This is a genomic window from Roseivivax jejudonensis, from assembly GCF_900172265.1.
GTDB classification, from domain to species: domain Bacteria; phylum Pseudomonadota; class Alphaproteobacteria; order Rhodobacterales; family Rhodobacteraceae; genus Roseivivax; species Roseivivax jejudonensis.
The window spans coordinates 40,120-53,343 of sequence record NZ_FWFK01000004.1 but is presented as its reverse complement, the minus strand read 5'-3'; the positions used below and the strand labels follow the sequence as shown (position 1 = coordinate 53,343).

Annotated in this window: 12 protein-coding genes; 4 read left to right on the top strand and 8 right to left on the bottom strand. The window is 70.2% G+C overall.

The genetic code is table 11. The features are described from left to right. Window positions 1–99 precede the first annotated feature (99 nt). Window positions 100–2,634, top strand: coding sequence for a leucine--tRNA ligase (gene leuS / locus ROJ8625_RS11070; RefSeq protein WP_085792418.1), 2,535 nt, complete (start codon window positions 100–102; stop codon window positions 2,632–2,634). Between the two features lie 44 nt (window positions 2,635–2,678). On the opposite strand, the gene ROJ8625_RS11065 is transcribed toward leuS, so the two are convergent. The 8 genes from ROJ8625_RS11065 to ROJ8625_RS21005 form a co-directional block, all read right to left on the bottom strand. Further along, window positions 2,679–3,662 (bottom strand): type II secretion system F family protein, encoded by a 984-nt coding sequence (locus ROJ8625_RS11065; RefSeq protein ID WP_085791965.1) that lies wholly within the window; start codon window positions 3,660–3,662, stop codon window positions 2,679–2,681. A 4-nt stretch (window positions 3,663–3,666) separates the two neighbouring features. After that, window positions 3,667–4,632 (bottom strand): type II secretion system F family protein, encoded by a 966-nt coding sequence (locus tag ROJ8625_RS11060; RefSeq protein ID WP_085791964.1) that lies wholly within the window; start codon window positions 4,630–4,632, stop codon window positions 3,667–3,669. Next, the gene (locus ROJ8625_RS11055; protein ID WP_085791963.1) at window positions 4,629–6,074 is read right to left on the bottom strand and encodes a TadA family conjugal transfer-associated ATPase; all 1,446 of its coding nucleotides are present in this window, start codon (window positions 6,072–6,074) and stop codon (window positions 4,629–4,631) included. Before ROJ8625_RS11055 ends, ROJ8625_RS11060 begins: the two co-directional genes overlap by 4 nt. Beyond that, window positions 6,074–7,510: a CpaE/TadZ family protein gene (locus ROJ8625_RS11050; RefSeq protein ID WP_085791962.1), complete on the bottom strand. Its 1,437-nt coding sequence runs from the start codon at window positions 7,508–7,510 to the stop codon at window positions 6,074–6,076. The genes ROJ8625_RS11055 and ROJ8625_RS11050 overlap by 1 nt, the downstream gene beginning before the upstream one ends. Window positions 7,511–7,520: 10 nt before the next feature. Further along, entirely contained in the window at window positions 7,521–8,144 is a 624-nt protein-coding gene (locus tag ROJ8625_RS11045; protein WP_085791961.1) for a TadE/TadG family type IV pilus assembly protein, read from the bottom strand. Further along, window positions 8,141–8,638, bottom strand: a complete 498-nt coding sequence (locus tag ROJ8625_RS11040; RefSeq protein ID WP_159456756.1) for a TadE/TadG family type IV pilus assembly protein — start codon at window positions 8,636–8,638, stop codon at window positions 8,141–8,143. Before ROJ8625_RS11040 ends, ROJ8625_RS11045 begins: the two co-directional genes overlap by 4 nt. Then, window positions 8,635–10,092, bottom strand: a complete 1,458-nt coding sequence (locus ROJ8625_RS11035) for a pilus assembly protein TadG-related protein (protein ID WP_159456755.1) — start codon at window positions 10,090–10,092, stop codon at window positions 8,635–8,637. Before ROJ8625_RS11035 ends, ROJ8625_RS11040 begins: the two co-directional genes overlap by 4 nt. 104 nt (window positions 10,093–10,196) lie before the next feature. Next, window positions 10,197–10,394 (bottom strand): Flp family type IVb pilin, encoded by a 198-nt coding sequence (locus tag ROJ8625_RS21005; protein ID WP_159456754.1) that lies wholly within the window; start codon window positions 10,392–10,394, stop codon window positions 10,197–10,199. A gap of 285 nt (window positions 10,395–10,679) precedes the next feature. On the opposite strand from ROJ8625_RS21005, the gene ROJ8625_RS11030 reads away from it, so the two are divergent. The 3 genes from ROJ8625_RS11030 to ROJ8625_RS11020 all read left to right on the top strand — a co-directional run bounded on the left by ROJ8625_RS11030 (window position 10,680) and on the right by ROJ8625_RS11020 (window position 13,214). Further along, window positions 10,680–11,528 (top strand): helix-turn-helix transcriptional regulator, encoded by an 849-nt coding sequence (locus ROJ8625_RS11030; RefSeq protein WP_143535102.1) that lies wholly within the window; start codon window positions 10,680–10,682, stop codon window positions 11,526–11,528. Then, the gene (locus ROJ8625_RS11025; protein WP_085791957.1) at window positions 11,521–12,006 is read left to right on the top strand and encodes a prepilin peptidase; all 486 of its coding nucleotides are present in this window, start codon (window positions 11,521–11,523) and stop codon (window positions 12,004–12,006) included. Before ROJ8625_RS11030 ends, ROJ8625_RS11025 begins: the two co-directional genes overlap by 8 nt. A 230-nt stretch (window positions 12,007–12,236) precedes the next feature. Continuing rightward, a complete protein-coding gene (locus tag ROJ8625_RS11020) occupies window positions 12,237–13,214 on the top strand; it encodes a calcium/sodium antiporter (RefSeq protein ID WP_085791956.1) in 978 nt (325 codons plus the stop codon). Window positions 13,215–13,224 lie beyond the last annotated feature (10 nt).

Sequence of the window (13,224 nt, the reverse complement as noted above, 5' to 3'; positions counted from 1 at the left end):
GCGCGCACCGCTCGGCGGACCGCGCTGTCCGGACGTCGTTGAAGTCGTCAGGGCCACGCACTATCACGCGCCAGACCCGACAGTTTGGAGACCGGCGCGATGCCCTACTCGCCAGAGCAGATCGAACCGAAGTGGCAGGACTTCTGGAAGCGGCACGAGACCTTCCGCGCCGAGGTCGATCACGCGAAGCCGAAATACTACGTGCTCGACATGTTCCCGTATCCCTCGGGGGCGGGGCTGCACGTGGGGCATCCGCTGGGCTATACCGCGACCGACATCGTCGCGCGCTACAAGCGGATGCGTGGGTTCAACGTGCTGCACCCGATGGGCTGGGACAGCTTCGGCCTGCCGGCCGAGCGCTACGCGATCCGCACCGGCATCCATCCGGCGGTAACGACGAAGCAGAACACCGACACGTTCCGCGCGCAGATCCAACGGCTGGGCTTTTCCTACGACTGGTCGCGCGAGATCGCGACGACCGAGCCGGACTTCGTGCGCTGGACCCAGTGGATCTTCCTGCAGCTGGTCGAGAAGGGCCTCGCCTACCAGGCCGAGGTCGCGGTGAACTGGTGCCCGGCGCAGTCCACGGTTCTGGCCAACGAGGAGGTCAAGGACGGCAAGTACATCGAGACCGGCGACCCGGTCGAGAAGCGGCTGATGAAGCAGTGGATGCTGAAGATCACCGCCTACGCCGATCGCCTGCTCGAGGATCTGGAGGATCTCGACTGGCCCGAGGGCATCAAGGCGATGCAGCGCAACTGGATCGGCCGGTCGCACGGGGCCGAGATCGTCTTTCCGATCGACGGCGATCAGGGCGAGATGCGGGTGTTCTCGACACGGCCGGACACGCTCTTCGGCGCGACTTATGCCGTGCTCGCGCCCGAGCATCCGCTGGTGGCGAAGATCACGACCGACGCGCAGCGGCAGGCGGTCGCCGACTACGTGGAGAAGACCGCGAAGCTGTCGTCCTTCGAGCGCGCCGAGCTCAGCCGCACGAAGACCGGGGCCTTCACCGGCGCCTTCGCGGTGAACCCGGTGAACGGGGCCAAGGTGCCGGTCTGGGTCGCCGACTACGTCACGATGGACTACGGCACCGGCGCCGTGATGGCCGTGCCGGCGCATGACGAGCGCGACCACGAGTTCGCGCGCCTGTTCGACCTGCCGATCATCGAGGTGGTGAGACCGGGGAGCGGACACGACATCGCGGCCGAGGCGTGGACCGGCGACGGCACGCTGGTCAATTCCGGCTTTCTCGACGGGCTGCCGGTGGCCGAGGCGAAAACGAAGATCATCGGCTGGCTGGAAGAGCAGGGCGCAGGCCATGCCCGCACGACCTATCGCCTGCGCGACTGGCTGTTCTCGCGCCAGCGCTACTGGGGCGAGCCGGTGCCGATCGTCCATCTGGAGGACGGCAGCTGGCGCACGGTGCCCGACCAGGATCTGCCGCTCCTGCCGCCCGAACTCGAGGAATACGGGCCCAGCCCGGACGGCGAGCCGCCGCTGGCGCGCGCGACGGACTGGGTGAACACCGTCGACCCCGAGACCGGGCAGCCGGCGCGGCGCGACCTGAACACGATGCCGCAATGGGCCGGTTCGTGCTGGTACTACCTGCGCTTCATCGATCCCAAGAACGACGAGCTCTTCGTCGATCCCGAGAAGGAACGCTACTGGATGCCCGTCGACCTCTATGTCGGCGGCGCCGAGCATGCGGTCCTGCACCTTCTCTATGCCCGGTTCTGGCACAAGGTGCTGTACGATCTGGGTCATGTCTCGACCAACGAGCCGTTTCACAAGCTCTTCAACCAGGGCATGATCCTCGCGCATTCCTATCGCGATCCGAACGGGCGCTACTACGAGCCCGAAACCGTGGAGGAGCGCGAGGGCGCGTTCTGGGGCGGCGGTCACAAGCTCGACCGGCAGATCGAGAAGATGTCGAAGTCGCGCTTCAACGTCGTCAATCCCGACGACATGGTGAAGGAGTTCGGCGCGGATTCCGTGCGTCTTTACGAGATGTTCATGGGCCCGCTGGAAGCGACGAAGCTGTGGGACACGCAGTCGGTCGCCGGGGTGCGACGCTTCCTGAACCGGGTCTGGCGGCTGGTGCACGACGATGCCGACGCGGTCGATACCGCGCGGCTGACGGACGCGGCGCCGGATCCGGCGCTGGCGGGGCAGATGGCCCGCACGATCGCGGCTGTGACCACCGACATCGAGGAGATGCGGTTCAACACCTCGATCGCGCGGCTGATGGAGGTCGTGAACACGCTCACGCCGATGGAGGCGCGGCCGCGCGGCGTCGTCACCGATTTCGTCCGGGTTCTCGCGCCGTTCGCACCGCACATGGCCGAGGAGCTGTGGCAGGCTTTGGGACACACCGAGAGCATCGCCTACGCGCCCTGGCCGGAGCCGGACGCCGAGGCGCTTGCGGCTGGGGGCGAGGAACTGAAGGAATACCCTGTTCAGCTCAACGGCAAGATCCGCGCCAAGGTCATGGCGGCGCCGAACCTGTCGGGCGATGCGCTGCTCGACGCGGTGAAGGCCGATCCGAAGGTGAGCGAGCTTCTGTCCGACGTGACGGTCGTCCGCGAGATCCCGGTCAAGGACAAGCTGGTGAACTTCGTCATCGCGAAGTGATCCAAGGGTTGCGGCGTGCCGGGACCGGCCCGCCGCAGCGCGCCTCACTCGATCCCGATATAGCGGATGATGATCGGTGTCAGGGTGATCAGGAAGAGCGCCGGCAGCATCAGGAACGACATCACCGCCGAGATCTGCACCGGCAGGCGGTTCGCCTTTTCCTGCGCCTCGAGTTCGCGCGCCTGCCGCATCTCGACGGCGTAGGCCCGAAGGGCCTGGGTCAGGCTCGTGCCGTACTGCATGGATTGCGTGATAACGAGCGCGAACGACATCGCCTCCTCGAAGCCCATCCGGTCGGCCATGTCGAAAAGCGCGGTCTCGCGGTCGCGACCGGCCGAAATCTCCTTTTGCAGCACGAACAGCTCTCGCGCCATGTCGGGCGCGGCCTCGGTAAGCTCGGTGCCGACCCGGGTCAGCGCCGCGTCGAAGCCGAGACCGGCCTGCACCGACACCTGCATGAGGTCGAGCACGTTGGGCAGCGCCCTGCGCAGACGCACGATGCGCGCACGATGCCGGCCCTTCAGCCACGCGCCGGGCCCCCAGAATCCGCAGGCGGCCCCGATCGCGGCGATCTGGGCGAGAAAGATCCCCGGCATGTCGCGCACCGCATCGGAGGCCGATCCCGGCAGGAGATCCGCGCCGGCGCCGACGATTGCCGCGCCGACCAGCAGGATCGGCGCCACGGCGAGGCACAGCCGCAGCAGGTAGAAATTCTGGACAGCGTCGGGCTGCGTCAGGCCGAGGGCGGCCAGCTGTCGCTGAACCGCGTCCCGCTGGGCGCGGTCCTCCGGGATGAGCGCGCGGGCCAGCCCCCGTGGATCCGCGGACGGCGTTCGCGACAGGCCGGCCGCGCCGTGGTTCGGCGCGTCGGCGCCGAGCGCCCGGATCCGCGCCGCCGCGCGGTCGCGCTGCGACACGAGGCCGAGCCCCCCGAGCAGCAGGAGCATCGCCGCCACGGCGGCGGCCATGAGGGGCAGGCCGTTCGACAGAACGTCGGCCGTGGCGGACAGGGACAGGATCTCGGTCATGGCGTCACATCTCGAAGCGGGTCAGGCGGCGCAGGATCAGCCCGTTCGTGACGACGAGCGCGATCACGATTCCGGCGATCGGCAGGAAGGCCGGGTGATGGCGCACGGCGCCGTAATAATCCGGCGCGATGATCGAGGTCGCGCCGTAGATCAGAAACGGCAGGCTCGACAGCAACAGCGCCGAGAGCCGCCCCTCGGCCGACAGCGACTTGACCCGCCGGCGCAGCATGAGCCGCGCGCGCACCACCTGGCTCAGCGTCTCGATCATCTCGGCGAGGTTGCCGCCGGTGCCGTGCTGGACCCGGATGCTGGCGGCGAAATAGTCGATATCCTCCTGCCGCACGCGGTCGGCGAGGTCGGAAAACGCGTCGGGGAGGTAGTCGCCGTGCCGGATCTGCTGCGCGACCAGAGCGAATTCGGTGCCGATCGGATCGGGCATGGTCCGGGCGACGTTGCCGATCGTGGCGGCGACGGGATGGCCCACGCGCAGACCGCGCGCCATCAGGTCGAGCGCATCCGGAAGTTGCCGCGACAGCCGATCGAGCCGGACGTCGCGCTTGCGCCGCAGCACGACCACCGGGACGAACACGCCGAGGCCGATGCCGAGCGGGCCGCCGATCAGCGGACCGAGCGAAAGGCTGATCGCGCCCCCGAGGACGATCGCCGCCCCGAGGGTGGCCGCGACGAAGGCGCGCCCCGAGAGCCGAAGGCCGGCCCCGCGCACGAGCTGGTTGGGGTTGCCGTAGAACGGCAGGGCCGGGCCGCCCTCCGCCATCCGCTTCTGCAGGGTGCCGGCGGGCCGCGCGGCGTCGCGCGCTCGCGCCGTCTCCCGCCGCATCCGGGCGATCATCGCGGCGTCCCGCGCCCGGGCGCGGGACATCAGAACGGTCGCACCCAGAAGCGCGGCGACCCCGCCGAGGGCGATCAGCGCGGTAAGCGCGACGGCGGCGGAGGCGTCGATCCCGCTCATGCGTCGCACTCCGGCGCAAAGGCCGCATCGGCGGGTGCGAGGCCAGCCGCCGCGAGCGCCTCCATGCAGCGGGGGCGCACCCCGGTCGCCATCATCCGGCCCTGCACGGCGCCGTCCTCTCCGGTCCCGAACCGCCGGAAAACGAAGATGTCCTGCATGAGCACCGTTCCGCCGTCGAGCCCGACGACCTCGGAGATCGACAGCAGGCGCCGCGTGCCGTCGGCCAGACGCGAGGTCTGCATCACGATCTGGAGTCCCGAGGCGATCTGCGCGCGGATCACCCCGAGGGGCATGTCCCCTCCCTTCATCGCGACCATCTGTTCGAGCCGGGACAGCGCGTCGCGCGCGGAGTTGGCGTGAATCGTCGTCATCGACCCGTCGTGGCCGGTATTCATGGCCTGCAGCATGTCGAACGCCTCGGTCCCGCGCACCTCGCCTACAATGATGCGGTCGGGCCGCATCCGAAGGGCGTTGATGATGAGGTCGCGCTGCGTCACGAGGCCGGTGCCTTCGGCGTTCGCGGGCCGCGTCTCGAGCCGGACGACATGCTCCTGCTGCAGCTGCAGTTCGGCCGCGTCCTCGATCGTCACGATGCGATGATGCGGATCGGCATAGGCCGACAGTGCATTGAGGAGCGTCGTCTTGCCCGACCCGGTCCCGCCCGAGATCAACAGGTTGAGCCGGCCGCGCACGCAGGCCTGCAGGAAATCCGCGGCGGCGGCGGTCAGCGCGCCGCGTTCCACAAGCCGGTCCATCTTCAACGGGATCCGTGCGAACTTTCGGATCGACAGGCTCGGGCCGTCGATGGCGCAGGGCCGCACGATCGCGTTGACGCGGCTCCCATCGGGGAGGCGGGCATCGACCCACGGCTGGCTCTCGTCGATGCGACGGCCGACGCCGGTGACGATCTTGTCAATGATCCGAAGCAGATGGGGCTCGTCGTTGAAGCGCGTATCGGAGCGTTCGAGCCGGCCGGCCCGCTCCACGAACACGCGGTCCACGCCGTTGACGAGGATGTCGGCGATTTCGGGGTCCGCGAGCAACGGCTCCAGTGGGCCGAGCCCGAGCACCTCGTCCATCAGTTCGTCGATCAGCTGTGAAAAGACCGCCGCCGGCATCGAGGTGGCCTCGGCCTTGAGCGCGCGCGCGGCGAGCGCGCCGATCTCGCGGCGCAGGTCCTCGCGGGGCACGCTGTCGACCAGTTCGAGATTGAGCTCGTCGAGAAGCTGGTGATGCAGCCGCGCCTTGAGCCGCAGCCGCTCCGGCGTCGGCGCGTCGGGCGTCGGCTCGGGGCGCGGTTCGCTGCGCTTGGCCGGTACCACCTCGGAGCCAGGGGCGGACGGCGCGGCAGGAACCGGCGCGGGCGCGGGCGCCACGTCTGCGACGGGCGCGGGTGCTGCCGCGGTCTGCGGCTCGGGGCGGGCGTGGAAAGCGCGGAACATCAGCGGCCCTCCCGGCGGCGCGGCGCGGGATAGAGCGCGGCAGCCAGACGTCCGAGCGCGCGCGACGGGCGACTGCGCGGCGCCGATGCGACCAGCGGCTCGCCGCGGTCGATCGCGCGGCGGGCGCGCGCCGGATCCTCGGGCACCCAGTGCTCGAGCGGCTGGCCGAGCAGGCGCGCGGCCTCCTTCTGGCCTTCGGACAGGAGCAGGGGGCGCGCCTCGCGGTTTACGACAATCTCGACCGACAGGGTCATGTGCTCTTCGGCGATGGCCCGGATCAGGCGTTGCGCCCGCTTCACCGACGGCACGGCGGTGTCGGTGACGACGACGGCGCGCGACGCGCGGTCGAGCACCGGTTCGATCCAGTCGGGCATGGCCTGGGGCATGTCGATCAGGACGTGGTCGTAGCGGGCCTTGAGCGCGGTCACGAGGGCGTCCACCTGCGCGGGGGACAGCGCGCTGAGGGGCGCCATCACGTCGGGTGCGGGCAGAACGTCGACGCCGCCGTCATGACGGACCATCGCCGCATCGAGGAACGCCGCGTCGGGCGTGCGCCCCTCGCGCAGCAACGCGCCAAAGGCGGCGCTGTCGGGCAGGTCCATCTGCACGCCCGCCGAGCCGTTCTGGATGTCGAGATCGACAATCGCCACGCGTTCGGTGCCGCGGGCGGCGAGGAGAAGCGCGAGATTGGTGGCCAGCGTCGTCGCACCGGCGCCGCCCCGGGCGCGGAGAAAGAGCGTGAGCCGCCCGTCGCCGGTGGCGGCGTTGATCCGTACCGCGGCGCCCTCATGGCATGCGTGGGCAGCCTCGGGCGCGGCGACGTCGGACAGATCCGGCAATGCGGCGGGTGCCTCGCACGTGATGGCAACCGGTGTCTCAAGCGTCGCGGGGTCGTTCGCCTCGGTCGGCGTGGCGGTTGGGCCGACCGCCGGCTCGGTCGGGAAGGCCGGGCCGTCAGCGTCTGTTTCTGCCCGGTCCGCGGCGGTCGCGCCGAGGGTCAGGCGCCGGGGCCGCCCGTCGGCCGGACGCTCGGGCCGGCCGAGGCTCGCGAGGCCGAGCACCTCGTCCGCGCCGGCCGCCCGGATGCGGTCGCGCCGCGCCGGGTCCGCGCCGTCGTCCACCACCGCGACCAGACGCAGCGCATCGCCGCGGCCGTGACGCAGCCAGCGCAGCGCGAGCATGTCGGCCGTGCCGTCTCCCTCCACGTGGAAGACCACGAAGTCGAGCGTCTCCCAGTCCATGTCGCCGGCCAGAACGAGATCGGACAGCGCGCCCTTGTGCGTGCGCGCCGAGATATTCGGGTCCGTGGCGAGCGTCGCCGCGATGCGCCCCGCCACCGTCCGGTTCGGCGACAGGATGAGGACGCGCATCGCGCCACCCGCGCGGACCGGATCGGCGGCCCCGCTGGTCGTCGTCGGATCGAAACCGATGGTCATGGCAAACTCCTTACTGAAGGTCTTCGGCCGGATGAGACGCGCTCATCGACGGGAACGGGAGAGACGCGCCGAGGCTGTCGGCGTCGTCCGCCCCCGCGGCTGCGGCAAGCGCGCCGAGAGGCGAGATGAAGTCGAAGTCGAGATCGGTGATCTCGACGGTCACGAGCGGGCTGTACCCTGCGCCGAGTCGGTTGAGCGCCGGGTCCCAGGTGTATGAAAAACGGAGGTTTTCGGGCGCCGCGTTGGCGGGCAGGAACGGCGCGACGCGATCCCAGATCGCGTCTGCGCCGGCGCCGGCATCGGCCGCCGTGCACGAAACCGGGTCCGGCGCGCGGCACACGCCGGGCGCGTCGGCGCAGCGGGTTCCCGGCGTCACGCCGGGCTGCAGCAGCCCGAGCGCGCTGCGGCGCACCACGGTATCGACATCGGGGCAGAGCGGCGGACGCACCACGGCCATGCGCACCGCGCGCTCGGTCGCTTTTTCGCCGAGGACGTGCGCGAAGCCGAGCCGGCCGAAATCGATCAGGCCGAGGACCAGCAGGAAAAACACGCCGAGCACGGCGGCAAGCTCGATCAGGACCGCGCCGCTCTCGTCGCGCGCGCGATCGGCGAGATATGCGGCGAGCCGACTCATGCGCCGATCAGCCGGGCGCTATCGCGAACGGTCGCGGTGATGCCCCCGGAGGTGCCGCCGGCGAGCGAGAAGAGCGTACGGAACGGATGGCGGATGGTCAGCGTGGCGGTCACGGTGGCGACGCCGACGGTCCCGCCCCGCAGCCCGAGATCGTGGCAGGCAAGATCCGCCGTTACCGCGTCGACCGAGACGTCGACGGGAAACGGCGTGGCCCCCGTCGCGGTGGTGCGCACGATGTCGAGCAGGCGCGGCTCCCACGCCGCAAGGCTGCCGCCGGTGGCGCACAGGTCGCTGTCGGCGGCGCGGCTGACGAAACGCGCGGCATCGCGCACGCCGGTCACCGTCGTCTGGTAGGACCAGAAGGTGCGCGCGCCCTCGACGCTCACGCCCAGGAGGACGAGCGCGCTCGGCAGGATCAGCGCGAACTCGACGAGCGCCGCACCGGACTGGTCCGCGCGGAACCGCGCGGCATGGCGGGCCAACGCGCGGATCATTCGACGAGCCGCACGACGTCGCGGACCTCGGTGTCGAGCGTGCCGCTGCCGCATCCGCCGCCGAGGCAGGCGGTGATCTCGACGTCGAGGCGGCCATTCTCGCCGGGGCCGAGCACGAAGACCTCGAAATACTGGCGCACCGGGGGCAGCGCGCCGTCCGGGCCGATCGCGCCGCAGTCGATGCCGCCCATCACCATCAGGCGCCGGTCCGGTGCGCCGCCGGCGTCGGGCGTGCAGACCTGCCCGACGACGTTGCCGACCGTGTCGCCGATGCCGCCCAGAAGACCGCCGACGAGGCCGCCGCCGGTGTCGTCCGACATCTCGGCCGCGGCCGCGATCTCGGCGCGGTAAAAGTCCAGCCGTGTGCGGGCGTCGGGAAACGGGTCGCTGCCGTCGTAGCGCGCCTCGACATAGGCCGCGCGCCCCTCCGACCAGTCGCCGGTGCCTACGCTGCCGCAGGTGCCGGTGACGTGGCAATCGTCGCGCGGAAGCGATTGGGGCGTCGGCGCCGCCTCGCAGAGACCGCCGGCGGCGAGCACGCCGCCCAGCGGGTTGGGCGCGGCGAGCGATCCGAGCAGGCCGGACAGACCGCTGGTGACGCCGTCGAAGATCCCGAGGCGTGCATTCACGGCGTCGAGCACGTCCGCTCCGTCGAGCGCGGCGGACAGCTGGAGCCCCGAGCCGCCGCCGGTGCAGGCCGTGCCGGGCGCATCGACGCCGATCAGGCAGGCCTCGAGCGCGGCGCCGAGAAGCCCGGCGCAGATCGACGTGCCCTGGAGAAGCGAGTCGACCGGATCGAGCACCGAGAGCGGCACGATGTCGCCGGGATAGGGCAGCGTCGCGGAGGCTGCGACGTCGAGAGACAAGGATGCACCGATGGAGGTGCCGGCAGAAAAGTCGAGTTCCGGCAGGCACATGGCGACCGGAGCCGTGTTGCAGGCCTCGAGCGTGAACTGCGCGACTGCGCTGGCTGCGACGGTGTCGTCGATGCCCGTGTCGGTCGATATCGACGCGAGCGCGGCGCTGAAGGGCAGCGACACGGTGCGTTCGGCCACCGCCGCCTCGACGAAGCGGGCGCGGTGGGGGTCGGAGGTGACGAAGGCCAGATCGCGAAGGAAGCGGCCGCCCGGGGCGTCGCGATAGAAGGTCAGGCTGATGCTGTCGGCGTCGAGGCGGGTCCCGCCCTCGCCGAAGGTCTGGCTGTCGGTCAGCAGGTCGCTTGCGGCGGCACGGGCGCGGGCGATGGCATCGTCGCGGCCGTCGAGCTCTGCCGCGGCGGCGAGGCTGACCGAATCGGCGTAGGATTGCAGTTCGGATTGCGTGGTGGCGAGGCGACCGGCATCGAGCACCAGCGCCGCGAAGCCGAGGAGCGCGGCGAGCGCGCAGCCCCAGAGAACGAGAACGCCGCCCTCTTCACGCTGCGCGAAGCGGAGGATGAAGCGTGGTGCGGTCAAGATCTGGTCCTCGTCGGAAAACTCGTGAAAAACCGCGAAGACGCTCGCAGGGGTGCACGGCGCCTTCGCGATGGCCGGACGGCGGGCGCCGTCCGGTTGTCCGATCAGGAGCCGTCTGCCGGCGCCTCGGCGTTCAGTGCCGAGCTCGCCGCGCTCATCTTGGAGCCGACGTCGCCGCCGAGGGTCAGAAGCGCACCGGCGCCGACCGTGACCGCGAGGCCGAGCGCGATGCCGTACTCGACGAGCGTGGCGCCATCGTCGTTGCGGCGGAAATTCTTCAGGAGGGTGCGAAGTGCGTTCATCGTCAAAGACCTTTGCTCTGGTTGGGGGCGGCGGCATTGGGGAGCCCGCCGATGTCAGTGAGGTCTGTCTACCGGGCCGATCGAGCCGTCTCATCGACCAGATGGATGATGAATTGCGTCAGGATCTGGGTAACTTCACGTATAATCGGCCTTCGCTCCGGCAGGATTACGGCGCCGACGCGGCAATCCCAGAAATGCCCGGGTTTTTCCTTCAAGCGGTCGCCACAGCGACCAGAGTCAAAAGGAACAAGTCGGATTAATAATTAACAGGGAGTGTATCGGGACGTGCCGAAGAGAACCTATCGCAGCCGCTCGGATCTCGTGCCGTTCGAGGGAGCCTCGGACCTCCACTTTCGCCTCGCCCGGTCCTTCGCGCTGATCACCGACTGGATGGGGGCGCTGACCGGGCAGTTCGGGCTGGATCCCGTTTTGACGTCGCTGGGCCGCCAGACGCAGGCGGCGCGGGTCGCGCTCTATCGGTACGAGCCGGGGTCGCGGCGCGTTTCGGGCGTGCGATCCTATTGCCGCGCCACCGACACGTTCGACGCCACCATCAAGGGCCACCTCGCGCGGTTCCTCGTGACGCACCATGGCGACGCTCTCGAGCATGGCTCGATCTGGCGCCTGTCGGAGTTGCGGCGCGCGCCGGAATTCGCTGTTTCGCCCGCCGCGCAGGAATGGTCGCAACGCACCGACAATCACGAGGCCAGCCTGATCGTTCTGGAAACCTGCGCCGAGCACACGGATTTCATCGAACTGAGCTTCGAATCCGCGCCGCGCCGCAGCCCGGAGATCCCGACGATCCTCGTGACCCGTGCGCTGTCGGATGCGTGGCTCTTGCGGACGCCAGGCGTGATGGAGGCGCTGATGCCCGACCCCCGGCGCGACCGGCTCGCCGACGAGGGCGATATCGATCCGTTCAGCGCGGGCAATCCCTATGCCCTCACCTCGGCCGAACGGCGGGTGTTCCACGCGCTGTCGATGGGTCAGCCGCCCAAGATGATCGCCGAGACGCTCGGCATCTCGATCGCTACGGTGCGGAGCCACCTGCGCAGCCTCTACGCCAAGACCGGCACCACCGGGCAGCGCGAACTGATCGCGATGGTTCAGCAGAGCGCGCAGGAACATGCCTGACGCGGTCTGTTCCGTCGGGGGAGCCTGGCTGACGGCGGCGCCGCTGGGGCTGCTGCTCGCGCTCGCCGCGCTGTCGGATCTGCGATGGATGCGGATCCCGAACGCTCTCGTGCTGGCGACGGTGGCGCTGTTCGCGGTGACGCATGCGCCTTGCCTCGAGACGGCTGACCTCGTCTGGCGCGTGGCGGTGGCGCTCGTCATCGTGCTGACGGGGCTCGCGGCGTTCGCCGCCGGACTCGTCGGCGCGGGCGACGTCAAGTTCCTCGCCGCGCTGTCGCTGTTCGTGCCCGCGGACGACTGGGTGCTGTTCCTTTTCATGCTCGGTGTCGGGCTGCTCTTGGCGGTCGCGCTCACGCTCGGCCTGCGCCGCGTGGCGGCCGACCCCGGCAGCCACTGGAAAGTGCTGGCCGACGAGGCGGGCCGCCTGCCGGCCGGCGTGGGCCTCGGCCTTGCCGGGTGGGGCTTTCTGCTGACCTGAAGGTGGCGACGGTCCGTGGCAAGAACAGGCTTGCGAAAAAGTTGCGCGGGGCAATTGCATTGGCCCCGCCTCCCGCACATCTGCGCTAGGCCGGAGACAACCGGGGCGCAGGGCCCCGACGCCCGGCGGTTCGGGACAGTCACCATCACCGGCCGAGGGCTGGCCATTTCCGGCCCTCTCGGTCCAGTGTGCGGCCCGCGAACCGGGACCGGCACGAGAGGGTTTTCATCATGTTCGACATCTGGCTGCCGCTTGTCGGGGGGCTCGTTCTCCTGATCGCCGGGGGTGATCTGCTGGTGCGCGGGGCGGTCGCCGTGGCCGAGCGGCTGGGCGTGTCGCCGCTCGTGATCGGTCTGACGCTCGTGGGGTTCGGGACGTCGATGCCCGAGCTGGTCACGTCGGTTCAGGCCGCGCTCGCCGGCGCGCCGGGGATCGCCGTCGGCAACATCGTCGGGTCGAACATCGCCAACATCCTGCTGATCGTGGGCGCATCGGCGCTGCTCTTTCCGATCACGGTCGCCTCGGCGGCGCTCCGGCGGGACGCGATGGTGATGCTCGCGGTGGCCGTCGCCTTCGCTGTGATCGCCGTCGTCCTGCCGCTCGGCCGCCCGGTGGGCATCGTCTTCGTCGCGGTGCTCGTCGGCTACATTATCCTGGCGTTCCGGCAGGAGCGGGCGTCGGCCGGCCCCGGCGCGGCGATCGAAAAGGCCGCGGCGCTCGAGGGCGTCGATCCGGCCGTGGCGCCGGGCCATGGGGTGTCGCGCGGAATCGTCGTGTCGCTTCTGGTCGCGATCGGCGGGCTGCTTCTCGTGGTCGGAGGCGGGGCGCTGCTGGTGTCCGGCGCGGTGGCGCTCGCGGAGTCCTTCGCCATTCCGGAGACGGTGATCGGGCTGACCATCGTGGCGGTGGGCACCTCCATGCCCGAGTTGGTGACGTCGGTGGTCGCCGCGCTCAAGCGGCAGACCGACGTGGCGTTCGGCAACATCGTCGGGTCCAACATCTACAACATCCTCGGGATCGGCGGCGCCACGGCGCTGATCTCGCCGACCGAGGTGCCGGCGGAGATCGCACGTTTCGACCTGCCGCTCATGGTCGCGGTGTCGCTGCTGCTGGTGGTCTTCGCGGCGACGGGGCTTCGCATCAGCCGGCGGGAAGGCGCGGTGCTGCTCGCGGGATACGCGGTGTATCTCTACGTGCTCTGGCCCTGACGGCGCTCTG

What these genes read in the sequence shown, in the direction of transcription:
- ROJ8625_RS11065 (WP_085791965.1), bottom strand. Translation starts at nt 3,662, where the DNA reads ATGACCGAGATCCTGTCCCTGTCCGCCACGGCCGACGTTCTGTCGAAC.
- ROJ8625_RS11020 (WP_085791956.1), top strand. Translation starts at nt 12,237, where the DNA reads ATGTTCGACATCTGGCTGCCGCTTGTCGGGGGGCTCGTTCTCCTGATC.
- leuS (WP_085792418.1), top strand. Translation starts at nt 100, where the DNA reads ATGCCCTACTCGCCAGAGCAGATCGAACCGAAGTGGCAGGACTTCTGG.
- ROJ8625_RS21005 (WP_159456754.1), bottom strand. Translation starts at nt 10,394, where the DNA reads ATGAACGCACTTCGCACCCTCCTGAAGAATTTCCGCCGCAACGACGAT.
- ROJ8625_RS11060 (WP_085791964.1), bottom strand. Translation starts at nt 4,632, where the DNA reads ATGAGCGGGATCGACGCCTCCGCCGCCGTCGCGCTTACCGCGCTGATC.
- ROJ8625_RS11040 (WP_159456756.1), bottom strand. Translation starts at nt 8,638, where the DNA reads ATGATCCGCGCGTTGGCCCGCCATGCCGCGCGGTTCCGCGCGGACCAG.
- ROJ8625_RS11045 (WP_085791961.1), bottom strand. Translation starts at nt 8,144, where the DNA reads ATGAGTCGGCTCGCCGCATATCTCGCCGATCGCGCGCGCGACGAGAGC.
- ROJ8625_RS11050 (WP_085791962.1), bottom strand. Translation starts at nt 7,510, where the DNA reads ATGACCATCGGTTTCGATCCGACGACGACCAGCGGGGCCGCCGATCCG.
- ROJ8625_RS11055 (WP_085791963.1), bottom strand. Translation starts at nt 6,074, where the DNA reads ATGTTCCGCGCTTTCCACGCCCGCCCCGAGCCGCAGACCGCGGCAGCA.
- ROJ8625_RS11025 (WP_085791957.1), top strand. Translation starts at nt 11,521, where the DNA reads ATGCCTGACGCGGTCTGTTCCGTCGGGGGAGCCTGGCTGACGGCGGCG.